Genomic DNA, 25,649 nt, shown 5'->3' on the forward strand with positions numbered 1-25,649 from the left:
CTAACCTCCAACAGTAGTTTGATCATGATTGAAGACAACTTTCAATGCATTTTCTCGCTTTCTTTTCGTGATGGTGTTGAAAGCTACCTTATAGTCGTGTAGAGGGTATTGATGTGTAATAAGAGGTGATAGATCTACTTTTCCTCTTTTCATTAGTTCAATTGCAATTTGAAGAGTATTCATCCTTTGTCCCTCAAACTCGTTTGTACTATAAGCAAAACACCCTTTAATCGTTAATTCATTGAGCCATACTGTCGTCCAATCAACTTGTTTCATAATACTAGCCAAACCAAGGAGGACGACTTTCCCTCCACTTTCAGTAAAACGAAGTGCATCTGTTACACTTTTCTTTTTGCCTACACATTCATAGACAATGTTTGCTCCTCCTTGGACAATTTCAGGTCCGAGTAACGGTTTTAGTGTTTCGGCACCAAGAGCACTAGCTGTATTTTCTACATATGAGCCATTTAAATAAATAACATCATCTGCCCCAAACGCTTTGGCCATCTCACCTTGAAAGGCATGTTTGACCAAGATTGTGACCTTGCATGAATAGTTAAGTGCTTTAATTGCTGCAACAACAGAAAGTCCTATTACACCTGCACCAATGACTAATACGTGATCACTTTCCTTTGGAGGATTCCTTAAGACGGCGTGAAGAGCACAACTAAATGGTTCTACTAATACCCCGTTTAAATCATCGACTTCATCAGGGAGTGGGAGGATTTGACTTTTATGTGCAACAAAATATGGACTCCAGCTCCCGCCTGTGTCTTTACAAGCGCCTATAAGCAATCCGGATTCGATAGAACCTTTCGTTTTTTGTTCACACAAACTTTCATCTCCACGCTCGCAAGCTGGACATGGATCTAAATCTCGACTTTCACAAGAGAGTACTGGGTTCACAACAACTCTTTGCCCTTTTGAAAAATGAGTAATGTTTTTCCCTAGCTCAGCTATTTGTCCAACCGCTTCATGTCCAATCGTAAATGGAAATGAAACGTAAGGAGAAGTTGAAGGACTATCATGGAGGAAGAGCAAGTTCATATCACTTCCACAAATCCCTCCATACTTTACTTTAATTTTCGCCCAATCATCATTGGGCAAAGTCGGCTCTTCAGTTTCTCCCCATCGCAGACATGAAAGACGAGAGTTCCAATGAATAGAAGGAAAAAAGCGTCCAACGGTTTTTGTGAATACATATTTTGGAATGGTAAAATTAAATTGCAATGCGTTCATTATCTATCACCTCCCTCAATATATATGGAAGAACATACCTATTTACTAGTAATGTGTGCAAAATAAAGTATTTTATTCATTTTTTTCCTTTATAATTGGAATTATTCACTTTGTATATAAAGAGTCATTATGGGAAAACTACGTCTAAAAAGGGGGAGCATGAAGCTTATGTATTACTTTCTAGTGAATCGAACATCAGGAAAAGGGCGTTCAGTAAAAGTGTGGGATGAAATAGAAACGATACTAATAGAGAAAAATGTAGAGTATCAAGTCATTATTACAGAGACGAAAGATGAGGGTCTTGCGTTTATAAATAATCTACTAACTTTGAATCAGGACATTTCTGGAATCATTGCACTAGGAGGAGATGGAACGATTCATGAGATTATGAATCGTTTGATTGGGACGAATGTCCCGTTCAGTGTGATACCAACTGGTTCTGGAAACGACTATGCCAGAGCTAGGGGAATTTCTAAAGATTACGTAAAAGAAATAGAAAAGTTGCTGCAGAACGACAAAAAGAAAATAGATCTATTAGAAATTGGTGATAGGCATTGTATGACCGTAGTAGGGATTGGGTTTGATGCAAAAGTGGCAGATGAAGCGAATAAAATGAAGTGGAAAAAGTGGTTCGGTGGGCTAGCCTATTTATTGACGATATTAAAGGTGCTAGTAACGTATAAGCCTTCGTCCATAACGTTGACATTAAATAAAGAGGAGAGGGTGTTTGAGAAAGTTTGGTTAATTGCAATAGCTAACCATGCTTATTATGGTGGAGGAATAAAGATCTGTCCAAATGCTCTAAGTGATGATGGGAAATTAGATATTTGTATTATTCACAGCCTCCCAAAATGGCGACTACTTTTCATATTAGCCAATGTGTTTAAAGGAAAACATATCATGATGAAAGGTGTCGATTACCTTCAAGTTGAGTCTATACAAGTAGACAGTGATGACCCCCTTTTTGTTACAGCTGACGGAGAAATGATGGGGCAGACACCTACATCCGTTTCTGTAAAAAAAGAAGCGTTCCATGTTATGTTATAAAAAATAGATTACCCCAAAGAGGGCACTGGAAGGTTGTACCTTTTCAGTGCCCTCTAAGCAATGTGAGGAGCAAATGCTCCTTTTAAATCATTGAATCGAATTAGAATCAGATACGGGTTTACGATCGATCGAATTTTTCTGCCCGGGATGTTCATTGTCTATATGTTCATATTCCAAAGTAAAGAGGAGATCTAAAAAATGGTAGCCAAACTCTTTCATGTTTGCTAACAATTGCTTCATACATATGCCTCCTTAAATAGATAAAGCTGTACAAATAATATGCACAAATATGTATGAAAAAATGTAAGAGATTGAACAAAAAGGTTGATTTTTACCTTTTTGTTCAATCTCGAAGTACTGAGCGAAGCCGCTGCCAAGGTTTTAAGCCTTAAGGAGCGATTTTCTCCTTAAGGCGCGCAGCGAGTGAAGCCAGTGCAAACATGTTTGCACGTTTAAGGAGAAAAAGGTTGATTTTTACCTTTTTGTTCAATCTCGAAGTACTGAGCGAAGCCGCTGCCAAGGTTTTAAGCCTTAAGGAGCGATTTTCTCCTTAAGGCGCGCAGCGAGTGAAGCCAGTGCAAACATCTTCGCAAGTTTAAGGAGAAAAAGGTTGGTTTTTACCTTTTTGTTCAATCTCGCCTACTCTGCTTGATCTTTTTTTCTGCGCTCAACTAATCGTAAAATCCATAAGATAACATTAACAATAACAATTAAATAGAAGATCCAAGTAATTGTCGAGTCGTTTTGATAGGACATGTACACAAACATAACTAAGACGACAACGGCAAATATTTGCATAAGTTGAATTTTGGACAAAGCATTACCCTCATTTCGCATGATTTCGTTGAATTGGACATACGCTACATTATAGCAATCTTGAAATAGAACGAAAAGAGGCGTGATTCATGAAAACAAAGCAAGCATTTTACAGAAGTGTTTTAATTGTCCTATTATGCGGTGTTGGTTTCATGTATAGTCAATCTGAAAGTGTCTACCAACAAGTTGAAGAGTCAGTTGCTGCAACGGTTCAAAAAGGGGTTCAAGTCGGACAAGAAGCTCTTCCATTTGAACTAACTACACTAAATGGTGAGCAAGTTGCTTTGGGTGATTACCTTGGGCAACCAGTAGTTATGAATTTCTTTGCAACGTGGTGTCATCCTTGCCAAGAAGAAATGCCAATCATTTTGGAAATGGAAAAAAGGTTAAAAGAGAATGGCGCCGCTTTTTTAGCGATTAACATGACAAGTCAAGAAAGAGGTAAAGAAGAGATAAGACCATTTCTTCAACACTACCGAGCTACTTTTGATCCACTGCTAGATGTAAAAGGAGAGGTAATGAAAAAATATCAAATTATTGGAATCCCAACAACTATTGTAATTGACGAACAAGGAATGATTGTTCAAAGAATCAATGGTGGGTTAACTTATGACTTAATGGAAGACCTTGTAATTCTGCGGTGATAAGATATAAAGCAATGAAAGAAAGGTTACACAAAATCTGTGTAACCTTTCTTTTATTGAATGAATATTAAATAAGATGAGATAAAGTAAAGAATCACTAGGATAACTGAAGGCATTGCATAACGTATAGTCGACTCTCGCGGTTTACGAACGAGAGCATATAAAATGACAACGGATAATATACCGACAGCTGCCGCAGTTATTTGATGAACATCTGATACAGCTGCAATAATGGAACCTTGGCGGTAAAAGACATCAGAAGCTCCTAGTATTAAAATATTAAATAAATTACTTCCTAAAATTGAACCAATGGCTAGGTTATAATTTCGTAGTTGTAGGGCAACTAAAACGGCAATCGCTTCTGGTAAAGAGGTTGTTGCTGCGATCAGAAAGCTCCCAACAAAACTAGCACCTAACCCAGTAATAACAGCAATCTGATCCCCAGTAACGGTTAAAAGAGTTCCTGCTCCCATTATGAAGAGAGCAGCAATGACAAAACCGATAATTGCTCTTTTAAGTGGAATTGCTGATAAATTATATTCTTCAGGTTCTGCTACTGGTTCTTCAGGGTACTTTTTAGATAAGTAAGAAATCAACCAAATACCTAAACCGTAAATGGACATAAGGACCCAAACGTCTACACCAATTCCAAGAATCGAATAATCAATTTTTAAAGAAATAGCGAGTAAGGCAACAGTGGCTAAGAGAAGGCCGATGCTTGCAGTGTAAATATGTGATTTTCCAGCATTTTTAAATATTTGTTGTCTACGAAAGTATAAATCAAAACTTGCAATGATTAATAAGTTAAACATGTTACTACCAAACACATTTCCTACAGCGATGTCGGGACTATCTAACACAATAGCAGATACACTTGTTGTAACTTCAGGAAGTGAAGTTGCTCCTGCGAGAAAAATCGTACCAACAACCATGCCTCCAAGAGATGTCTTCTCTCCAATCGTATCAGCATAAGTAGACAATTTAATAGCAGCAAAAACGGTTATAAAGGCTGCAAAAATGAATCCCAAAAAGACCATAATAATAATTCCCCCTAAAAATTTTGACACAAAAAAGACCCTTTTATGAGAGTCTGCCCGAAAATTCAGCCTCTCATAAAAAGGTCTTGCGTACTTTGAAAGCATAACAAAAGGATGCTTTCGAAGCTCAATGAACCGAGTGAATGTATCACTGTCATGACGACTCATTGACCATAATTGGTCGCTACTCCCCTTTTTAGGGTATATAATTGTGATGGATTTAATGTAGCATGAAGCTGTTGCTTCGTCAATCAATTTTTGTGTCGAATGTTTGTTAACTCCTAATGGAACTTGTATATATCTAAAAAATAATAAAGGAGGTCCATTTTAACAGCCTAAATTTGGGAGAGAAAAGTTGACTCAATTCCTTTACACGACCAAATCATGAACAGTCATTAGAAAGAGTCAACATTCCTTACATTGAACGTTCAATATAGTCTTTGTTTGAATGGGCTTCGACTTTCTTATCAAGAAGGCCTAACATACGCCTTGCGCGTCGATCAGATATCGTGCGGTAGTGATGCTCTCCGCCAGGTTCTTCATCTGCTTCATCTGCCAAGGAAACCACATGCTGAAGGGGGTTGAGTTCAAGATATCCATTTGGTAAATAAGAATCAGTATGGAGCAAAATGGCTAAAGCAATTTCTTTTGCGGTACGTGGGTGCTCGCCAAGTCGAATAAGAAGCTTGTGCGCGCGTTCAGAACCTTTTATAGCATGTATGTCATATTCTTTGTATAAATTATAATCCCATTGACCATCGCGATACCAAGTATAGTGTCCAATATCATGAAGGAATGCAGCCTTTGTTGCACGGTCGGGATCAACTTCGTGCTTTATTGCTAAATGAAAGGCATGATAAGCACAGGCTACCGCATGAGCCATCCCTGACCTTTTAACATATTTTTGTGTGATCGGATGATCGAACAATTGAACTAATGTGACATGTCTCACGTAACATTCCTCCTATTCTTAGTTGTGTTAACAATTCTGTCAATAAAAAAGTGTATTTCAACTATTATATAGAGTTCCAATAGAAAGTGCAACATGATTTCTTGAAAAAGGGTAGTATTGTCATTGGTAAAAGGTGTATAATGCAGGGTAAGGAAGTTTGAAAGGAGTTTGAAATGGCAACAACACACACATTTTCAAAAGGTGAAGAAATAGCAAACGCAATTACACATGGAATTGGAGCGTTACTTAGCGTAGCTGCGTTAGTATTACTCATTGTTTTCTCAAGCTTATACGGTTCTGTTATGCACATTGTAAGTTTTACCATTTACGGCGTAACGATGCTTTTACTATATTTTTCTTCAACTATGGTTCATGCCTTGCCGCAAGGAAGAGTAAAAGATCTGTTTGAAGTCTTTGACCATGCGTCTATATATTTATTCATTGCTGGGAGTTACACTCCAATATTGTTTATCGTTGTTCAAGGCACTCTTGGTTGGACATTGTTTGGAATTGTATGGGGGATTGCTACGGTTGGGGTCGTGTTTAAATTTTTCTTTGTGAAGAAGTTTTTATTTTTATCAACGGTTTTTTATATTGGAATGGGATGGCTTGCTATTTTTGCCATTAAGCCAATCGTTGAAACACTCCCACCTGCTGGTATAGTATTCCTTTTTATTGGCGGAATTTGTTATACAATAGGAACGATTTTTTATGTGTGGAGAGGGTTTAAATATCATCATGCAATTTGGCATATGTTTGTTCTAGCGGGAACAATCTTTCACTTTTTCTTAATTATTCTTTATGTATTACCTATTTAGCTTTAGTCAGTGGCATTGGCCCCTGGCTTTTTCTTTTGTGCTTAGGATGACAATTCTTTAAACCAGAAAGTATAATTGGGGGAGGAGGGATTAAATATGTATGTAACCATTTCAGAATTAGCAGCTTATTTGGATTTACCTGAGGAATATGTTGCTAAGCAGGTTAAGCTTGGTCATGTGAAGACTGTATTTGATGGAGAGAAGCATTTAATAAATCGTGAGCAGTTTCTTTGGCACAAAGAGCAGCTTGACATAAAAAGAAAGCAGCATGCACAAGAAGCAGAAGAACCACTTCCTGAAGATTGGGATGCTAAAGACGAGGATTAGTACATACACTATAATTGTGAACACAAAAACCAAAAGAGAAGGTTGTGAGACACAATGGGGAAACATTTGGTGTTTGTGCTCATGCTTTGTATTTTTGGCTTAGTTATGGGTACATTTTCTGTACAAGCAGAACAAGCGGAGTCAAGCAAAGCAAGAGACCATCAGCTAAAGTTAATGACAAAGACAAATTTAGATTTGCCTGAACAAATGGTCCGATTTGAATATGACTCAGGTTATTCGTTTGCTTATCCAAAAGACGGTGTACGAGGCATATATGTAACAGGTAATTCCGCCGGTGGACAGCGCTTTTTGTCACTCCTCGATTTAATGGATACGACTGAGTTAAATTCAATGGTCATCGATATTAAAGACGATCATGGCTACTTAACATATCGACCAGAGGAAGACTCGCCGTTTTATAACATTTCTCAAAATTTCATTGGAGATACTGACCAGTTAATGGAAACTCTTGAAGAGAAAGAAATATATCCAATTGCTCGGATCGTCGTGTTTAAAGATACCGTACTAGCGGAGAAAAAGCCCGAGCTATCGTTTTCAGAGAATGGAAAAGTGTGGAAAAATAGCCGAGGAGAGGCATTTGTGAATCCATTCTTACAAGAGGTGTGGGATTACAATATTGCCATTGCTGAAAAAGCAGCAAAAATCGGCTTTAAAGAAATTCAATTTGATTACGTTCGTTTTCCTGAAGGCTTTGAACGCCGTGATGAAATATTGGAGTATGGTTTAGGAGAATATGAAGATGGGGACGATAACGTTCAAAAAAGGGTGCAAGCTGTGACAGACTTTGTCGCTTATGCAAGAGAACGATTAGCCGGTTATAATGTCGACGTTTCTGTTGATATTTTTGGTTATGCAGCGACAATTTCAGAAGCACCTGGAATTGGCCAAAATTTTTCGAAAATATCGGAAAACGTTGATGTTATTTCATCGATGATCTATCCAAGTCACTGGACGCCTTATTTTGGAATTGATAAGCCTGATTTGTATCCGTACGAATTAACAAAAGAATATGCAAAAGTGGAGAACGAAGTATTAGCTGCTTTAGATGACCCGCCTGTATCGAGACCTTGGATTCAAGATTTCACTGCTTCTTGGTTAGGTGCAGGTAACTACAAAAGTTATGGAAAAGAAGAAGTGGAAGCTCAAATCCGTGCATTAAATGAGCAAGGAATCAATGAGTTTCTCTTATGGAATGCGACAAACCGATATACACAAGGAGTGAATTACAAGCCTTTGGACTAATGATGGAGCTGTTACGAAAAGTAACAGCTCTTGTTGCGTTAAAGCAGTAAAGAGGGGTCTGACCCCTCTTTAGCATAGTACAGTAATGCAGTGTGCTGAGACTTGATGGAACATGGTGCAATTGTATGAATACGTTATGTATCGTCACAACATTGGGGGTGGAGGTAAATCTTCCCAATATATGCTGAAATGAGGCAGTTTAAGCATGTGCGAAAGAGGAATATACTAAAGTTATCAAAGGTAATGGAGGTACGGCAATGAACTGGTATGAGAAGCTCAATCAATACTTTCCAATTGAGGAAATGAAATCAAAAGAGCATATTGAGTTACTTTTAAAAGAAAAAGCGGATATTTACCATAAGGATGAAGGGCCAAATCATGTTATGATGTATGTAGAAACGGACGACTTCGTCTTTGTCGACTACCTTTTTGTCTCAACGAACGCAAGAGGGCAAGGGTTAGGAAAAAAAATACTAAACAGGTTGAAGCAAAAGAACAAGCCGATTATTCTTGAAGTAGAGCCAGTGGATTATGATGAAACGGATACAAAGAAGCGCCAACGCTTCTATAGTCGAGAAGGATTTAAGCATGCACAGTCAGTTGGCTACAGGAGGCGTTCACTTGCAACAAATGAGGTGAATGAATTAGAAATTCTATACTGGTCCCCGACAGATGAATCAGAAAGAAGCATTTTCGAAAAAATGAAGCACACGTATGAAAATATTCATACTTATAAAGATAAGGAACTTTATGGTGCATCATACGAAGATGTTGATCAGGTTCTAACTTATGAGGAAGAAAAGGATCAGGCGACTATGTAGCAAAATTTCTTCATGAAAGATGAGGGTGATGAAAATGAAAAGGAAAGATGTAAGACGCCGTAACAACAAAAAGAAGAGAGAAATGTTAAAAGACTTTCTTAAGAAAAATATGAGAGGATGGAAGGCTGGTTCAAGACGTAGCCCAATGCCGACTCCATCAAGACGCACAACCGCATAGATTAAGAAGGTGTTTCAGGCAGCCCGTTGAAACACCTTCTTTTTTTATGTTGCTGAGTCAGCATAAAGTAGGTCCTATTAAACCTCAAGGTGAGGTGTTTTATTTTTCTTCCTTAAATTATCGGTAATCCGATAAATGACAGGAATTAAAACCAACGTAATAAATGTTGAAACAATCAACCCGAAAACAATAACTATTGCCATGGGCTGCTGTACCTCAGTCCCTTCACCAAACCCTAATGTAAGAGGAATTAATCCTAAAATTGTGGTTAAGGCAGTCATGAGAATGGGCCGCAGTCTTGTAGGTCCTGCTTTAACGATAGCATCGTACGTGTCATGGCCTTCTTCTTTTAATGTATTAATATAATCTATGAGAACAATCGCATTATTAACGACAATTCCAGTTAATATTAACATTCCAATTAACGAGCCTACGCCAACAGGTTGATTCGTAAGCAATAACCCAAAAATCACCCCTATAGCCGTAACAGGTACAGAAAACATGATAATGAACGGATAGAAAAACGATTCAAATCTCCCAGCCATTACCATATAAACTAATACAATGGCTAAAGCGATCGCTCCGCTCAGTTTGAAAAAGGCATCATTCATCTGTTCATTTTGTCCACCAAAAGTGATTCGATATCCACTTGGAAGGGTGGGGCGGACTTCTTCTTTCAAAGCGGTTTCAATGTCCGCTACGATACTTCCTAAATCTCTTCCAAGTATATCAGCTCGTACGGTGATTTCTCGGAGCCGGTCCGCTCTGCGAATGGAACTAGGTCCTTGTCCACGTTCTACTGTTGCCACGGCTGCTAGGGGAATCCGCTCTCCAGTTGGAGTATCAATAAGAAGCTGCTCTAAATGATCAATAGATTCTGTATAATGATCCTCTACTTGAAGGCGAACATCTAGTTCTTCGCCATTACGAGTTAGTTTTGTAGCAGCAAGTCCTTTTGTTGCATTTCTAATTTTACTAGCAATTTGTGCACTGCCAATCCCATAAGAGGCGGCTTCTGAACGATTGATTGAGATGATAACTTCTGAATTTCCTTCGGTAAAATTAGAAGAAGGTTCACGCACTCCTTCTACTTTGGAAATCGTATGAATCATTTCATCAGATATTCGTTTAAGCGTTTGTAAATCTGGCCCTCTTACTGTAATTGAGATAGGGTTTTCTGAGAAGCCTGTATCGCTAGCTGAAACAGCAATGTCAGCATTAGGTATCTCAGCAAGAAGCTGGCGAATATCTTCAGCAATGACCAAGTCTGATCGGGTGCGTTTAGTTACATCTGTTAGCAAAATGGTATATGATGCGCGGTTAACTTGAGAGCCGGCACCGACTGTGAAATTATCAGTTCCACCAATAGTAACGTAAGAAAGGTCAATCTCAGGTATAGAAAGTAACTGTTGGTCAATTTCCTCAGTAAGCTCAGTTGTTGCTTGTAAGTTGTTTCCTACGGGTAAACGTACATCAATGCTGATGAAGCTTTGGTCTTGTGCTGGTAAAAATTCCGTACCAAGGAAGGGTATACTAGCAAGGGATGAGCCGAGTATTACTAGAGTTGAAAAAATAACTGTTTTTGGTTTAGTTAATGCCCACTCTAAAATACGCTGATAAAGAGCCTTTGTACGCTCGAAGCCGTGCTGGAATGCCGAAGTATCTTCATTGATTTTCAAAAAAGTCGATGATAGCAATGGAACGATAATTAAAGCCGTAATTAACGAAGCAAGTAAAGAAAATGCAACGGTAATCGCCAATGGTTTAAACAATTGAGCAGCTAACCCTTCCACAAATACAATTGGAAGAAAAACAACAACAGTTGTTAATGTCGACGCGATAATGGCGCCGCCGATTTCGTTTGTTCCATTAATCGCAGACTCTTTCTTACCTTCTCCTAATTGACGCTTACGGTATATATTCTCCAAAATGACGATTGCATTATCGACCATCATTCCAACCCCGAGTGCTAAGCCACCAAGGGTTAAAATATTTAACGTCTCCCCGTAAAAATACAGGAAAAGAAACGTTGTCATAATTGAAATAGGAATTGAGAATCCAATAATGAGAGTACTCCGGATATTTCGTAAAAATAAGTAAAGGACAAATGCGGCTAACAAACCACCAATGATAATATTCCATCCAACAGCACGAATTGATTGTTCAATAAAACGGCTTTGATCAAAAATAGAGCGAATTTCAGTGCCCTGCGGTAGCAGTTCTTTTAATTGTTTGATTTCCTTATTGACATTTCTTGCAATTGCAACTGTGTTCGTGCCAGAACCTTTAAGGATGGAAATACCAACTGCAGGTTGACCATTTAAATAGCTTTTCTGTAGAACAGGGGCTGTTGTCTCTCGAATTGAGACTAGTTTCCCAAGAGGGATGACTCCTTCAGTAGTAGGAATAGGTAATATTTCTAGGTCATAAATCGATCTAAACGCTCCTGTAATACGAGTAGGCAAACTTTGATTGGCGTCGGTCACCTGCCCGCCAGGAATATTTAAATTTTCACTACTTATAAGCTGCTGTAAATCTGTTAAGCTCAGTCCAAAATTGGCTAAATGGTCAGGGTCAACCTCAAGAAGAATTTCTTGATCAGCACCACCTTCAATTTGAACGGCTGCAACTCCCTCGACGGAATCTAGTCTAGGTTGGATTTCATTTTCAATTAACTTTTTCACTTCAGCTATATTGGCGTTTGGCTCCGTAACCGCTAATTGAACGATTGGTAACATACTTGGATCAAATCTCATGACCTGAGGTGCCGTTACACCTAAAGGCAAACTATCACGAATTTGGTCAATTCGCTCGCGCATCGTAAGTGTGGCAAAGTCTAGATCTGTTCCCCAATCAAATGATACAAGAATAAGTGCACCACCTGTTCGGGAGGTCGATGATACAGATTCTACATTAGGGACACTTGACATCATTTCCTCAATAGGGCGAGTGATCAAGTTCTCAACTTCTTCGGGACCTGCACCTTCATAAGATGCAGTTACAGCAACGACCGGATAATTTAATTCAGGAAAAAGGTCAACAGGAAGATTTAGAAGTGATATCGTACCTAACAAGATTAAAAGAACAATACACATGGCCATTGCAACTGGTCGTAATACAGATAATTTTGCTATGTTCATTCCATTCACTCACTTCTAATTGTAATTTCCGCCCCATCTGTTAATCGTTCTTTACCTGTTGTCACTACTTGTTCTTCCTCTTCCACACCTGAGATCACTTCAAATAGATCTCCATCTCTTGAGCCTAGTTCAAGTGCTTGTCGTCTTACGATTTGATTGTCAACAACAAATGTGTAGGGCTCTCCATCTTGATACAAGATTGCATTAGCAGGTATAACAATAGCGTCATCAATGGTATCTAAATCGACGATGGCACTAGTTCTCATTCCACCTTTTAATGTTAAAGACTCATTGCTGACAGGTATTTGAACAGTAAACATATTTGTTTGCGGATTGACAACAGGAGAAACAATTGCAATCTTACTAAGCAGTGTTTCGTTAACACCAGAAACAAACAGTTCCACTTCTAAGCCGGGTTGAAGTTTCGCTACTTGAAAGTTATTGACTGAAAATGTTGCATTCATTTCTTTTAGATCAACAACTGTTAAAAGTGGCATATTCGGTAGTGCAGTTTGGCCCTTGGCAACATCTAATTGGGAGACAAGCCCTGTAATAGGAGCAGTTAATTTGGTTGCCTGCAGTGCTGACTCTGCTTGGTGTACAGCTTCTTCTGCTTGAGAGATCTGTAGTTCTAATTCCAATGTATTAACAGGTGTGTACGAACTAGCAGTACCGGCTACTTGGAGGAGTTCTGCTTGTCTGATGGAAACGTCTAAAGAAGATTGTAATAACTCAACGATTGAACCCTCAAAATTTGTCGGGTCTAACTCTTTCATAAGAGTTCGTGACCGATTGATCGATTGCTGTAACTCAGTTTCTAGTTCTTTCATGTTAGCAGCATTTGTTTCAATAGATCGATTAAGTTTTTTCACCTGATCCAAGCTTCGTTGTAACTCGTCCACTGCACTACGGGCTTGACTGACTTGACGTTTTGCTTCTTCATCATCTAGTGTTAGGAGAAGGTCACCTCGTTCAACGGATTGTCCAACATTTACATGAACTTCAGTTACTTCAAGCGGCATAGTCGTGAATAGGGGGACTTGGTTTTTCGGTAGCAGCTGTCCGGATAGCTCAAGGGTTTGTTGAATAGCACTCCGATCGAGGCTTTCCACTTCAACGATAAGCCGCTGTCGATCTGTTTGATCACTTGTTATATCATCTGTTCCACAGGCAGTTAAAAAGAAAAGAAGTAAAAAAACTCTTATACAAACTTTCAAAGAATGTTCAACTCCTACAACTTTATGTAAATATTTCAAATGAAGGAAAAAGGTGAAAAAATAGCAAAGTTTTGTTGTTCTTAAGGTGTGACAAACATGTGACAAGTATGAGTCCAAAAAATAAAAGTTACAAAACACTAAATAAACATATTTGTTTAGAAAAGATTTTTTTGTATAATAGGTTTATAATGTCATGATTGAGGGTAATTAAACTCTGTATGTTTATTTAGTTGTATGCAACGTTCAAAAATGTATATAAAAAAGCTTTGATTTGTATATACAAAAATTGAACAAGTTTGTATAATAGTTATGTAATCAACGAAATTGACATTAAAACATCTAAGTTCGTCATAGATCTCAAACTTGAAAGGAGAGGTCCGCCATATGGTTACATTATTAACATCACCTAGTTGTACATCATGCCGAAAAGCGAAAGCGTGGCTAGAGGAACATAATATCCCATTTGAGGAACGAAATATTTTTGCATCTCCACTAACTGTTGAAGAGGTTAAAGAGGTGGTTCGGATGACTGAGGATGGAACGGATGAAATTATTTCAACGCGTTCGAAGGTTTTCCAAGAACTAAATGTCGAGTTAGAATCACTACCTTTGCAAACATTGTTTCAAATCATTAGTGAAAACCCTGGCTTGCTTCGTCGTCCTATCATTTTCGATGAGAAGCGTTTACAAGTAGGTTATAATGACGCTGAAATCCGTCGTTTCTTACCTCGTAAAGTTAGAACTTTCCAGCTTCAAGAGGCACAACGACTAGTCAATTAATAAAAAACCCTTCTACTTATTCACTGTAGAAGGGTTTTGTTTTTGTGAATGCTTCACATTATGAAAAGCTCTTACTTGATTTAATACGATACGAACCAGCTAAGATGACTCCAATAATCACAACAATTTGGAAACATAAAGTGAAAACGGGATGGTGATAAAACAGTGGGGCTAACATTTCTTCATGGGTTATCATTCGACTTGCAGTAAAAGCTAAAATTCCCGCACCGATATACACAATTATAGGAAAACGGTCAAAAGCTTTTAATATTAATTTGCTTCCCCAAATGATAATTGGAACAGAAACAAGTAAGCCAATCAATACGAGTGTATGATCACCATGTGCTGCACCGGCTACAGCGATGACATTATCAAATCCCATCACTAAATCTGCAATAATAATGGCCTTAATAGCACTCCAAAGACTTGTTCCACCCTCTATTTCGCGATCATCTGCTTGTTCTGTTAATAAACTATAAGCAATATAAACTAACAGGGCACCACTAATCGCCAGCAAAAATGGAATTTCTAGAAGTTGTACGGCTACAACGGTAAGGGACATCCTTGTTACAAGTGCCAAACAAATGCCAAGAATAATGGCTCGGTTTCGAATTTCTTGTGGTAAATTTCGACAAGCAAGGGCAACAACAATGGCATTGTCTCCACCTAAAATAATATCGATGCCAATAATAGTTAAGAGAGATATTAGAAAATCAGTATCCATAGTTTGCATCATCCTTTGGCAAAAGCACTTTATTTGTTTCATAATGGTTAGAAATATGTCATACATTTAGCAGTGACGTAAGTGATATATATGTAGCTTGTCTAACCGTCTACTAAGAACATATATGGCTCATACAAAGAAAATATGATGAAAATTTCAGGAGGCATATCTGACTGAACAAATGTTATAATGGATATAGTACTGATTTTTTTGGAAATAGGAGAAAATGTAGTTTTTAAATTTCCATTTTCATTAGATTTATCATAAAATAGTAGTAAGCCTATATTGAGATGAGCGATATAGGCAGCCCACAAGATATCCTAGGTAGTAGGAAGGAATCAGAGCACATATCACGAATTACTTTTTAGTACGAATGTGAAGGCTTGCTACATGACTAAGAAATTGAAGGGGGTTTAAAGAGGATTACCTCATCAAGAACGAAGTCTAGTACCATTACTCGATTAGGAGGGAGAGCGAATATGGATATTGAACGCGTCAATGATACGACTATTAAGTTTTATATTACGTATACAGATATTGAGGATAGAGGCTTTGACCGAGATGAAATCTGGTACAATCGTGAGCGTGGAGAAGAGCTCTTCTTCGAAATGATGAATGAAGCCAATGATAGTGATGATGCATTAGAATTGGATGGACCTTTATGGATACAGGTTCATGCATTAGATAAAGGATTAGAAATAGTAGTGACAAGAGGTCAGGTTTCAGACGGTAGTGTGAAACTTGAAATTCCAGTTACTGATAAGGACTCAGATGAAACAAATCTTGTTGACTTGATGTCAGGGAGTGAAGATGAAGAGTTAGATTTAGCAAATGATCATCTTGAAATTGTCATCGGATTTAAAGATTTTGAAGATGTGATTTCTTTAAGTCATAACTTCTTTATCGATGACTTGTATAATGAGCTCTATCATTTTGAAGGTACGTATTATCTTCATGTAGTCTTTAATGACGACAGTTACAATGAAGATGAGCAAGATGATATGTTGAGCCAAATGCTTGAATATGGCTACGAATCAGATATCTCGATATATCGAATGAAAGAATATGGGAAAGAAATTGTAAGAGAAAATGCTCTGCCAATCATTCGATCCTCATTTTCTAAATAAAGCGGCATTGCAGTTGTTTGAGTAGATAAACCTATACAAAAACCTGTTATTTGCTACATGAAAGGCAAATATCTTCGGAGATATTTGTGAAAATAAGGGGGATCCTGAGGGTCCTCCTATTTTAGTTGAGTGCAACTATTTTTGTGGAGTGTCAAATGAGAAATCAATTTAATATATTCATTTTTTTAACCTCGCTATTAGCTGTTCTTTATATGACAAGGATGTATTGGCAAGGGTGGGTTGTTGGAGCATTAAGCGTTGCCTTTTCATTATCTGTCGTTTTTATAGCTGTTGTTATTTTTTTTGAGAATCGACACCCAACCAAAACGTTAACTTGGCTATTAGTACTAGCCGCGTTTCCGTTAGTTGGTTTCTTTTTTTATCTGTTATTTGGACAAAATCAGCGAAAGAGTCGATCTTTTTCAATAAAAGCCCTTCAAGATGAACAAGTCTTCGAGAAAATTGAGGGTCATAGACAATTGAATGAGGAGCAAATTCAAAAAATGGGTGGACATCAACAACTGCTCTTTAGGTTGGCTCATCGACTAGGAAAAAACCCTGTTTCGTTTTCGAGTGAAACGAAGGTTTTGACAGATGGGAAAGAAACGTTTGCTCATATTTTACAAGCGCTTAAATTAGCAGAGCATCACATTCACCTTGAGTATTATATCGTCCGAAGCGATGAACTTGGGAAAGAGATAAAAGATATTTTAATTAAAAAAGCCCAAGCAGGTGTACAAGTTCGATTTCTTTATGATGCTGTAGGAAGCTGGCGGCTTTCCAAAAGGTATATTCGTGAGTTAAAGGAGGCTGGTGTTGAAATAGTTGCATTTTCACCAGTGAAACTTCCATTTCTGAACCACAAAATTAATTATCGAAATCACCGAAAGATCATTGTCATTGATGGCATCGTAGGTTTTGTTGGTGGTTTAAATATTGGGGATGAATATTTAGGGAAACATTCATACTTTGGAAAGTGGAGAGACACACATTTATTTGTTAGAGGCGAAGCGGTTCGAACGTTGCAACTTATTTTTTTACAAGATTGGCATTATCAGACAGGGGAAATGATCTTGAACCCAACATATTTATCACCTGCTCTGACGTCAGTTCACGCTGATGGAAGCGTCCAAATGATTGCAAGTGGACCAGACCAGCGGTGGGAAGTGAATAAGAAGCTATTTTTCTCCATGATAACGTCTGCTAAAAAGTCAATATGGATTGCCAGCCCGTATTTTATTCCCGATGATGACATCTTAAGTGCGCTTAAGATCGCTGCGTTAAGTGGGATTGATGTGAGATTGCTCGTACCTAGTCGCCCCGATAAACGAATTGTATTTCATGCTTCACGTTCTTATTTTCCAGAGCTGTTAGAGGCGGGAGTGAAGATCTATGAATACAACCGTGGATTTATGCATAGTAAATTAATTATTGTTGACCATGAGATGGCTTCAATTGGTACATCAAATATGGATATGCGCAGTTTTCATTTGAATTTTGAAGTGAATGCTTATTTATATCAAACGAAGAGTGTAACGACCCTCGTCAGCGATTTTGTTTACGATTTAGAGCATTCAAATCAATTAAGCTATCAATTATTTAGAAATCGTTCTATTTTATATCGAATTATTGAATCTACTTCTAGATTATTATCACCTTTATTGTAAAGGGGTGTCTCAAAAGGTCTGTTTTTGACCTCTTAAGACACTCCTTTTAAAAAATCTATTAAAAAAGAAAAATAACCTTTTTGTATAGCTAGTATGATAATTATTTTCTTCTAAAGCAGGATTTGTAAAAATAAAGGACGAATTGAATTAGATAAATTGATGGAGGTGGATTAATGTTTAACGCTAAGTTAGCAGATGGAACGATTATATCGATGGCAGACCAATGGCACATTGACGAGTTAAAGGAGTTGCGCAAAAAACGAGACTTTTTCTGTCAAGCTTGTGAGTCTCAAGTGCAATTAAAACTAGGTTCGTCAAAGCTCTGGCATTTTGCTCATCAGGCAAATAGTATATGTCTATATTCATTAGAAAGAGAAACGATGTACCATCTTAAAGGCAAAAGAAAGTTATATGATTGGTTAAAAAATCAACAACTGAAAGTCGCAATGGAAGTATACTTGCCACTTATTAGACAAAGGCCTGATATTTTATTTCGCCAACAAAACACCCTTTATGCACTAGAATTTCAGTGTTCCCCCATTGAATCAACACTTCTAAAAAGTCGTTCTGAAGGTTACCAACAACTTGGAATCATTCCGATCTGGATTCTAGGTGGAAATCGTTTAAAACGACACGGACCTCATACATTTTCAATGAGATCATTTGAATGGCATTCAACTCGTTTCATTACAGATCAGCAACGTTTTCTTACTTATTTTTGCCCTGAACAATTAAGTTTTGTTTTCTTGCACCAACTGACTCCTTATAGTTCCACACGACTACTAGCTTCTTATCAAGAAACACCCCTTTCAGACTCTTCCCTTGATACATTCCTTTATCCTAAAAAAAGTCACACAAATTTATTAGATAATTGGCTTACTGTTAAGAAGCATTGGCGTTATCATCAACCCACCCCATACCCAAGTAAAACTGAAAAATTTCTGCAAAGCCTCATGTATCGACGCCGCATAGCCCCTAGTCTCTTTCCAATTGAAGCAGGATGGCCAACAAATCATTATGAACTTATTTCATCCACCCCTTGTTATTGGCAAACTTACCTCTTATTAGAGTGTCTTGAGCACCAGCCACTATATCAAACATTTTCTATTCACCTCGCCATTCATTGTATCCAACCTTACTTAAGCAAAAATATATTTATGTTACGTTCTATGAATGATGATAGGCATTGGTCCTTAGCGATTATTGGCTATTTTCAATTTCTCGTTGAAATTGGATATTTAGAGCAAACGCCAAAACGGTATTTTAAAAGAATTAAGGATATCGTGCATCCTAAAACGGTAGATGAAGCAATTACGTATGATAAAACATTATACTACGATACTTTAATTACTCTCATGAGGAAGAGAAATGAAGGGAAGAATAAAGGAATAAGTGACCTAAAGTCGAATATATAATATGGATAGAAAGTGGAGGTGCTAATCAATTGTCAAAAAAATTGCAAAAGCGAGATGAAGTTCCAGTAGAGAAAACATGGGACTTAGAAGCTATTTTCAAAACCGATGAAGAATGGGAAAAAGAATTTAAAGAGATTCAAATTATGCTTCCATATCTTGAGGCTTGTAAAGGGACATTAGCTGATTCGGCAGTGACGTTATTCGAAGCACTTGAGAAGCAAAATGAAATTTCAGAAAAGCTTGGGCGGTTATATGCTTATGCACATATGCGAAATGATCAAGATACGTCGAATTCTTATTATCAAGGATTAAATGATCGTGCATCAAGTCTTGCTGCACAGGTTGGTCAAGCTGCCTCATTTATTGTTCCGGAACTTCTTTCTATTGAAGAATCAAAAATCGAAAAGTTTATAAGCGAATATGACGGATTAAAGCTTTATAAACAAATGTTTTCCGAATTAAATCAGCAACGAGCGCACGTGTTATCTGAAGCGGAGGAAGCGATTTTAGCCCAAGCTGCAGAAGTGACGAATAGTCCTAGTAACACATTTGGAATGCTTAATAATGCTGACCTTAAATTTCCAACTATTAAAGACGAAAATGAAGAGGAAGTAGAAATAACACATGGACGTTATATTCGTTTCTTAGAAAGCAGCAATCGTCGTGTACGAGAAGATGCATTCAAAGCTGTGTATAACACTTATGATAAATACAAAAATACATTTGCTTCTACGCTTAGTGGACAAGTGAAAAGGGATTTATTTTATGCAAAAGTAAGAAAGTACAATTCTGCACGAGAAGCTGCTCTAAGTGCAAATCATATTCCAGAAGTGGTTTATGATCAACTTGTAGAAACAGTAAATAATCGGTTAGACTTACTTCATCGCTATGTTCGGTTACGGAAAAAAGTATTAGGTGTCGATGAATTGCATATGTATGATTTGTATACTCCACTTGTAAAAGATGTGAAGATGGAAATTCCTTATGAAAAAGCGAAAGAGCTTGTAATCAAAGGGGTATCACCATTAGGAGATGAATATGTCTCAACATTAAAAGAAGGGTTTACGAAGCGTTGGGTTGATGTGGAGGAGAATGTTGGTAAACGTAGTGGTGCTTATTCTTCTGGTGCATATGGAACAATGCCGTATATTTTAATGAACTGGCAAGATAACGTCAACAATCTTTTTACACTGGCTCACGAATTCGGGCATAGCCTACACAGTTATTATACTCGTCGGAATCAACCTTTCTTATATGGTGATTATACGATATTCGTAGCAGAAGTTGCTTCTACGTTAAATGAAGCATTACTTAATGACTATATGGTAAAGAATACGGATAACCCTAAGGAAAAATTATATTTGTTAAATCATTTCTTAGAAGGATTCAGAGGCACGGTATTCCGTCAAACGATGTTCGCTGAATTTGAGCAGCTCATCCATGAAAAGGCGGCAAATGGTGAAGCATTAACACCTGAATTATTAACAAAGACCTATTATGATTTGAATGTTAAATACTTTGGAGGAGATCTTGTTATTGATGAAGAGATTGGACTAGAATGGGCCCGCATTCCGCATTTTTATTACAATTTCTATGTTTACCAGTATGCAACCGGATATAGCGCGGCAGCAGCTCTGTCAAAACAAATTCTTGAAGAAGGGGAAGCGGCTGTTTCTCGCTATTTAGACTTCTTAAAAGCTGGCAGTTCAGATTATCCAATTGAAGTATTAAAACACGCTGGAGTCGATATGACATCGTCAGAGCCGATTGAGCAGGCGCTTGTCGTCTTTGAAAAGACATTATCAGAAATGGAAGAATTACTGGATCAATAAAAGAGGCTATCTCAAAAGGGCGGTTCTTTGACCTATTGAGATAGCCTCGACCTATTGAGATAAGCCTATTTATGGAATCCTTTAAAACGTTTTTGAGTGGCAAGAGGAGAGAGGGTGAAGACAAGACCTGCAAATAACGCCGGCGCTGCAATCCAAAGCGGAAAAACTCTCATTAATGATAAAAGGAAAAAGAAATAGCTAATGATGATAACAATAATTCCAACAATGATTTTTACCTGATTCAACACAAGCCCTCCTATCAACTGGTGCTAACATAGTTTATGATCAGTTGTTCAAGCTTAGAAGGTGTGTTTTTCCTTAATCAAATAAGAACAAAATACAAGTCTATAAACTAATTATATCTTCCTGCAGAATCCCTGGAGCTTAGGTCTTCAATCTAATCATCTATCCTAAGTATCGCCAAAACATTCCATATTTAACTGGGACCGCTTCAACTTTTTGTTGAAGTACGAGTGCTTTTAATTGCTTTTCAGCTTCTTCTACAGTGAGACTAAAAACGACGGAAACCTCAATCGTAGCCACAAACTCATAGCGTTTTAAGAAACCCTCCAATGTTACAGCTACAGCTGGGTCAGGTTTGAATCCGAGCATTTCTTCTAAGATTTGTACGTAGACTTTATATGGATAATTTCCAGTCACTTTAATTCCATCGTCTTCAACATTGGCATTAAAGAAGACAAAGGTTGGGACAATGTCAACGCCCATTTCATTCGTTGTTTTTATATCATGCTGAAGTGCTTTTGTTGCCGTTTTGGATGATAGGTCATTTTTAAATTCGTCTATGTCTAAAGAAGCCTTTTTTGCGCAGTCAATCAGTACATGATCTTTCGTTATATTTTGTTTATTAAGAAAGAGGGCTTCTCTCATTTTACGCAAAAAACGTGTACCAGCTTTGGGTCCTTGTAATTCGGCTGCCTTTATCGCTAACGAAGCAAGATACGGGGAGTGCCACTCATTTTCTAACCAAACATCTCCATCGCAGGACATTCCTGTTTTTGTTGCGATATCTTCCCAAATCGACGCAATTTCTCTTTTTTTAGAGATGAGTCCTTTTGTTGTATTTTTACACGCATTCCATGCTTGAAGCCTTCCCGCTACAAGAGTTCGTATCCGGAAATAACTTCCATATTCGACTTGTAGCCTTTTTAACATTGGTTCAAAAGCCCAACAGTCAGCACATAAGGGATCAATAAATGTATACAATTCAATCGGTTTAGGTCGTTTCTCAGAAAACGATTGTTCAGGATCTAGACCACAAATGCCAAGTTGATTATCGCAAGTTGAATGAGTATCTTTTTGGTTCAATGGTCATTCTCCTTTCTACAATGGTTGATTCACCATATGATGAGCTGTCATTGTTAAACGTTCTAGCATATATTCACGAATGACTCCTTCTATTCCTACATCATCCATTGCACTTTCCATACAGGTAAGCCATGCTTCAGCCTGTACCGGAGTGATAACAAAAGGCATATGGCGGGCCCGTAACATAGGATGACCGTGTTCTTCTGTATAAAGAGTGGGGCCTCCAAGAAACTGTGTTAGAAATTGTTTTTGCTTACGAGCTGTTTCCGTTAGGTCTTCAGGGAAAAGGGAGGAAAGGTCAGGATGTTTTGCCACTTTACTGTAAAAGGTATCAACTAATTTTGATAAAACTTTTTCCCCACCTAAAGCATCAAAAGGGGTTTGACTTGAATTGGACATATTTATAACTCCTCTGTTGTATAGCAGTAACTAACATTTTGTTCTCTATCTCATATTGTAGCAATATGAGATTAGTACGGCAAATTTGATGAATTACGATTATTACATATTGATCAAGATAAAAGTAGGAAGTGGTATATAGTTAGTAAAAAGAAAAAAACTGATATTGAGAAATTAAGTTAACTAAGTTTCACAAATCAGTTTTAGTATATGTGGGTATTAGGTGGAAAATCAAAAGGTGTTACTTAAGCATTCAAATACGTATTAAAAACACGTGGAACATAAGCTTGTGTCTCTTTGAATGGAGGAATTCCTCCATATCGATCAACATTCCCTGGACCAGCATTATATGCAGCCAACGCAAGCCTTGTATCTCCATTGTATCGGTCTAACATCTGGCGTAAATACTTCGCCCCACCATTGATGTTCTGTTCCGGATCTAAACTGTTTTCAACTTGAAGCATGCGAGCAGTTACAGGCATTAGTTGCATTAAACCTCTTGCACCTGCATGACTAATTGCATTAGGGTTAAAATTTGATTCATGTTTAATCACGGAATGAATTAATTTAGGATCTAGGTTGTATTTTTTGGCAGCAGCTTCGATAAGTGGCTGAAATTTTAATTCCTTATTGGAAAGAGAGCTTTTCCAATTTTCATCCACTACGGCAGTCACTTCACTTACTATTGGTTCTACACTAGTTAGTGGATGAAGAAACAGATCTCTTTGCTTAGTTTGAGGAGAGGCGATTTGCAGCCTATTCATTTGTTCATTTAAGAAATGTGAGAACATTGATTGCATAGTAGATTGTTGATGACTTGATTTTTTTATTTTTTGCAAAGCTTGAAGCTGATTAACATGTTGAAGGAAGGAAAGGTCCATTGCTACACCTCATTCTTTTATGACACTAGGAAAAATTTAAAATTCATACGTTAGAACACAATAATGATAGCAAATAAGCAGAATAACAACAATTGGTTGCCTCTGGCCTATCTTTTGTCTGAGTTTAACTTACGAGTAAAAAATCGACGTACTTTGTTTTCAGTCACTGCATATTGGATATTATAGTCGTCTAATACCTTCATTAGGGTCGAATTAGCATGTTCCTCAGAGGTTCCTTCAAACTCAATTTCAAAATCTATAAAACCTAAATAATTACTCTTATCCAAACACAAATTTCCTTCTTTATATGATATTTCAATTCTACTCGTACTAAGTGTCCCTACGTAGGAGAGTTGCTCAATCGGAATATTTAGTGAACTAAGCTGGTCTTTGACCTTGCCATCAGGTAGAATCCCTTGCTCTTTTGCTGTGATCCATTCATTTTCATTTAACGTTTGATGAGTCTCGAGTTTTCCAACAGTATGAGGTTGCTTCAAGGTTAATGTAAAGGTATTATTTTTTTCACGAATTCGTAGACCGGAATGAGCAGCTTTTAAAGAAAAGTTAGGAGTTTCAAAATAATGATTGTGCTGAGTGACTGCTTCTGATTTAGCTAATTTTAATCCTTTAACTAAAGTATAATACTCCTCTTCCGTAAGCATTGACTTTACTTCAATTTCTATTTCTTGTGACACATGAATCAATCCTTTATTATTAAAAATTCTTATTTTTTATTTCTTTTATTGAATGGTTTTTATTATAGCAGGTTATTTTCTCTAGTGGTATGTAACTGTTTTTTTATTACTAATTCTATGTGTAGAAGTCTAATCACTCATACCGTTTTAGTCATAACTTTAAAGGGCATTGGTACGTATTTACATAAGAACTATGTTAGAATAAGTGGTGTATTTGTTAGATCTGTTGAATAGTTGGAGGGACATGATGAAAAAACTAGAAGTAAGTAAAATAGTTGTTGAAAAAGACCAATATACTGCAATATTGCAGGAGGAAATAGATATTAGGCTTGCTGAGACATTGCAAGCAGGTGAACGTATGCTTGTTGATTCAGATGGGTTAGCATTTATATACATATTAGAAGATGAATCTGCTTTTTATTATGTGAATTTTTCACAGTCAACTTGGCCACAATTACGTGAAATATTATCCCAGTCAGCTACGCTTACATTACGTCTAAGCAAAGAGATAGAGATTGAGCTTTCTTCGATTGTTGAAGAGCTTTCTTTCCTAACTGATAATATTGAAGGCAACAGTAATTATGGTGAAGAGATGGAAAAGGCTGTACAGGAGATTTTTAATTAGTTATTACTGTGGAAATTTTCTGTGCATGGGACGGACGGTGATTTAATGAGCAACTGGAAGATTTTTTTAACACCATATAAACAAGCAGTTGATGAGTTAAAAATTAAGCTGAAAGGAATACGGGAACAATATCAACAATCATCCAAGCACACTCCGATTGAATTTGTTACGGGGAGGGTGAAGCCTGTTTCGAGTATTTTAGATAAAGCAAAACGAAAAAACGTTCCTCTTGATCAGTTAGAAGAAGGGATGCAAGACCTTGCAGGTGTTCGAATTGTAACACAGTTTGTTGAGGATATCGAAACTGTTGTTGAATTAATTAGAACGAGAAAAGACTTTGAAATAGTTGAGGAACGCGACTATATTTTTGAGAAAAAGCCAAGTGGTTACAGGTCTTATCATTTGGTCTTACGCTATCCTGTACAAACGATTGAGGGAGAGAAGAAGATTTTAGTCGAACTACAGGTACGAACATTGGCTATGAACTTTTGGGCAACGATTGAACATTCTTTAAATTATAAGTATAGCGGTGAAATTCCTCAGGATATAAAGATGCGATTACAACGAGCTGCCGAAGCCGCATTTAAATTAGATGAAGAAATGTCGATCATTCGTGATGAAGTAAGAGACGCACAAGAAATTATTTCAACCAAGCAAGAGCAAGGAAGAAAGCTGTAGA

At 37.4% G+C, this 25,649-nt stretch carries 27 protein-coding genes; 14 read left to right on the forward strand and 13 right to left on the reverse strand.

The window, feature by feature from the left end; all coding sequences use genetic code 11:
* Window positions 1-1,239, reverse strand: a complete 1,239-nt coding sequence (locus tag AC1FXP_RS10050; RefSeq protein ID WP_480060884.1) for a zinc-dependent alcohol dehydrogenase — start codon at window positions 1,237-1,239, stop codon at window positions 1-3.
* A 159-nt stretch (window positions 1,240-1,398) separates the two neighbouring features.
* On the opposite strand from AC1FXP_RS10050, the gene AC1FXP_RS10055 reads away from it, so the two are divergent.
* Window positions 1,399-2,286: a diacylglycerol/lipid kinase family protein gene (locus tag AC1FXP_RS10055; RefSeq protein WP_480060886.1), complete on the forward strand. Its 888-nt coding sequence runs from the start codon at window positions 1,399-1,401 to the stop codon at window positions 2,284-2,286.
* An 87-nt stretch (window positions 2,287-2,373) separates the two neighbouring features.
* Here the strand turns inward: AC1FXP_RS10055 and AC1FXP_RS10060 are convergent, their stop codons facing one another.
* On the reverse strand, window positions 2,374-2,526 hold the full coding sequence (locus tag AC1FXP_RS10060) for a hypothetical protein (protein WP_480060888.1): 153 nt from the start codon (window positions 2,524-2,526) through the stop codon (window positions 2,374-2,376).
* A 399-nt stretch (window positions 2,527-2,925) separates the two neighbouring features.
* Complete coding sequence (locus AC1FXP_RS10065; protein WP_480060890.1) at window positions 2,926-3,102, reverse strand: hypothetical protein; 177 nt, start codon at window positions 3,100-3,102, stop codon at window positions 2,926-2,928.
* Window positions 3,103-3,191: 89 nt separating this feature from the next.
* Here AC1FXP_RS10065 and AC1FXP_RS10070 point away from each other — a divergent pair, with 89 nt between their 5' ends.
* On the forward strand, window positions 3,192-3,746 hold the full coding sequence (locus AC1FXP_RS10070) for a TlpA disulfide reductase family protein (protein WP_480060892.1): 555 nt from the start codon (window positions 3,192-3,194) through the stop codon (window positions 3,744-3,746).
* A gap of 53 nt (window positions 3,747-3,799) precedes the next feature.
* Here AC1FXP_RS10070 and AC1FXP_RS10075 read toward each other — a convergent pair whose 3' ends face one another.
* Both AC1FXP_RS10075 and AC1FXP_RS10080 read right to left on the reverse strand, forming a co-directional pair.
* Window positions 3,800-4,783, reverse strand: a complete 984-nt coding sequence (locus AC1FXP_RS10075) for a sodium:calcium antiporter (RefSeq protein WP_480060986.1) — start codon at window positions 4,781-4,783, stop codon at window positions 3,800-3,802.
* 415 nt (window positions 4,784-5,198) lie between these two features.
* On the reverse strand, window positions 5,199-5,735 hold the full coding sequence (locus tag AC1FXP_RS10080) for an HD domain-containing protein (protein WP_480060894.1): 537 nt from the start codon (window positions 5,733-5,735) through the stop codon (window positions 5,199-5,201).
* A 173-nt stretch (window positions 5,736-5,908) separates the two neighbouring features.
* Here AC1FXP_RS10080 and trhA point away from each other — a divergent pair, with 173 nt between their 5' ends.
* From trhA to AC1FXP_RS10105, 5 genes are all read left to right on the forward strand, one after another.
* Window positions 5,909-6,553: a PAQR family membrane homeostasis protein TrhA gene (gene trhA, locus AC1FXP_RS10085; RefSeq protein WP_480060896.1), complete on the forward strand. Its 645-nt coding sequence runs from the start codon at window positions 5,909-5,911 to the stop codon at window positions 6,551-6,553.
* 96 nt (window positions 6,554-6,649) lie between these two features.
* A complete protein-coding gene (locus AC1FXP_RS10090) occupies window positions 6,650-6,880 on the forward strand; it encodes a MerR family transcriptional regulator (RefSeq protein ID WP_480060898.1) in 231 nt (76 codons plus the stop codon).
* A 54-nt stretch (window positions 6,881-6,934) separates the two neighbouring features.
* A complete protein-coding gene (locus AC1FXP_RS10095) occupies window positions 6,935-8,143 on the forward strand; it encodes a putative glycoside hydrolase (RefSeq protein ID WP_480060900.1) in 1,209 nt (402 codons plus the stop codon).
* Window positions 8,144-8,400: 257 nt separating this feature from the next.
* On the forward strand, window positions 8,401-8,964 hold the full coding sequence (locus tag AC1FXP_RS10100) for a GNAT family N-acetyltransferase (RefSeq protein ID WP_480060902.1): 564 nt from the start codon (window positions 8,401-8,403) through the stop codon (window positions 8,962-8,964).
* Window positions 8,965-8,998: 34 nt separating this feature from the next.
* Window positions 8,999-9,142 carry a hypothetical protein gene (locus tag AC1FXP_RS10105; RefSeq protein WP_250098016.1) on the forward strand — a complete coding sequence of 48 codons (144 nt, stop codon included), beginning with the start codon at window positions 8,999-9,001 and terminating at the stop codon, window positions 9,140-9,142.
* A gap of 77 nt (window positions 9,143-9,219) precedes the next feature.
* Here AC1FXP_RS10105 and AC1FXP_RS10110 read toward each other — a convergent pair whose 3' ends face one another.
* Together AC1FXP_RS10110 and AC1FXP_RS10115 are read right to left on the reverse strand one after the other, a co-directional pair.
* A complete protein-coding gene (locus tag AC1FXP_RS10110) occupies window positions 9,220-12,282 on the reverse strand; it encodes an efflux RND transporter permease subunit (RefSeq protein ID WP_480060904.1) in 3,063 nt (1,020 codons plus the stop codon).
* Between the two features lie 5 nt (window positions 12,283-12,287).
* The gene (locus AC1FXP_RS10115; protein ID WP_480060906.1) at window positions 12,288-13,499 is read right to left on the reverse strand and encodes an efflux RND transporter periplasmic adaptor subunit; all 1,212 of its coding nucleotides are present in this window, start codon (window positions 13,497-13,499) and stop codon (window positions 12,288-12,290) included.
* Between the two features lie 384 nt (window positions 13,500-13,883).
* Between AC1FXP_RS10115 and spxA the strand changes: the two genes are divergently transcribed.
* The gene (gene spxA / locus AC1FXP_RS10120) at window positions 13,884-14,279 is read left to right on the forward strand and encodes a transcriptional regulator SpxA (protein WP_034631830.1); all 396 of its coding nucleotides are present in this window, start codon (window positions 13,884-13,886) and stop codon (window positions 14,277-14,279) included.
* A 58-nt stretch (window positions 14,280-14,337) separates the two neighbouring features.
* On the opposite strand, the gene AC1FXP_RS10125 is transcribed toward spxA, so the two are convergent.
* Window positions 14,338-15,003: a TerC family protein gene (locus tag AC1FXP_RS10125; RefSeq protein WP_480060908.1), complete on the reverse strand. Its 666-nt coding sequence runs from the start codon at window positions 15,001-15,003 to the stop codon at window positions 14,338-14,340.
* 479 nt (window positions 15,004-15,482) lie between these two features.
* Between AC1FXP_RS10125 and mecA the strand changes: the two genes are divergently transcribed.
* From mecA to pepF, 4 genes are all read left to right on the forward strand, one after another.
* A complete protein-coding gene (mecA, locus tag AC1FXP_RS10130; protein ID WP_480060910.1) occupies window positions 15,483-16,130 on the forward strand; it encodes an adaptor protein MecA in 648 nt (215 codons plus the stop codon).
* Between the two features lie 155 nt (window positions 16,131-16,285).
* Window positions 16,286-17,797 (forward strand): cardiolipin synthase, encoded by a 1,512-nt coding sequence (gene cls, locus AC1FXP_RS10135; RefSeq protein WP_480060912.1) that lies wholly within the window; start codon window positions 16,286-16,288, stop codon window positions 17,795-17,797.
* 173 nt (window positions 17,798-17,970) lie between these two features.
* Window positions 17,971-19,212 (forward strand): competence protein CoiA, encoded by a 1,242-nt coding sequence (locus AC1FXP_RS10140; protein ID WP_480060913.1) that lies wholly within the window; start codon window positions 17,971-17,973, stop codon window positions 19,210-19,212.
* A gap of 29 nt (window positions 19,213-19,241) precedes the next feature.
* Window positions 19,242-21,044 carry an oligoendopeptidase F gene (gene pepF / locus AC1FXP_RS10145; RefSeq protein ID WP_480060915.1) on the forward strand — a complete coding sequence of 601 codons (1,803 nt, stop codon included), beginning with the start codon at window positions 19,242-19,244 and terminating at the stop codon, window positions 21,042-21,044.
* A gap of 65 nt (window positions 21,045-21,109) precedes the next feature.
* Here the strand turns inward: pepF and AC1FXP_RS10150 are convergent, their stop codons facing one another.
* The 5 genes from AC1FXP_RS10150 to AC1FXP_RS10170 form a co-directional block, all read right to left on the reverse strand.
* Entirely contained in the window at window positions 21,110-21,289 is a 180-nt protein-coding gene (locus AC1FXP_RS10150) for a hypothetical protein (protein WP_480060917.1), read from the reverse strand.
* Window positions 21,290-21,449: 160 nt separating this feature from the next.
* Window positions 21,450-22,370, reverse strand: a complete 921-nt coding sequence (locus AC1FXP_RS10155; RefSeq protein ID WP_480060919.1) for a ClpXP adapter SpxH family protein — start codon at window positions 22,368-22,370, stop codon at window positions 21,450-21,452.
* Window positions 22,371-22,385: 15 nt separating this feature from the next.
* Entirely contained in the window at window positions 22,386-22,769 is a 384-nt protein-coding gene (locus AC1FXP_RS10160) for a globin domain-containing protein (protein WP_480060921.1), read from the reverse strand.
* 245 nt (window positions 22,770-23,014) lie between these two features.
* Window positions 23,015-23,650, reverse strand: a complete 636-nt coding sequence (locus tag AC1FXP_RS10165) for a lytic transglycosylase domain-containing protein (RefSeq protein ID WP_480060923.1) — start codon at window positions 23,648-23,650, stop codon at window positions 23,015-23,017.
* A gap of 107 nt (window positions 23,651-23,757) precedes the next feature.
* Window positions 23,758-24,345: a CYTH domain-containing protein gene (locus tag AC1FXP_RS10170; protein WP_480060925.1), complete on the reverse strand. Its 588-nt coding sequence runs from the start codon at window positions 24,343-24,345 to the stop codon at window positions 23,758-23,760.
* 244 nt (window positions 24,346-24,589) lie between these two features.
* Between AC1FXP_RS10170 and AC1FXP_RS10175 the strand changes: the two genes are divergently transcribed.
* On the forward strand, window positions 24,590-24,970 hold the full coding sequence (locus tag AC1FXP_RS10175) for a UPF0738 family protein (RefSeq protein WP_480060927.1): 381 nt from the start codon (window positions 24,590-24,592) through the stop codon (window positions 24,968-24,970).
* 45 nt (window positions 24,971-25,015) lie between these two features.
* Entirely contained in the window at window positions 25,016-25,648 is a 633-nt protein-coding gene (gene yjbM, locus AC1FXP_RS10180) for a GTP diphosphokinase (RefSeq protein WP_480060929.1), read from the forward strand.
* Window position 25,649 lies beyond the last annotated feature (1 nt).

This window comes from Halalkalibacter sp. HAAS-P013, assembly GCF_056619925.1.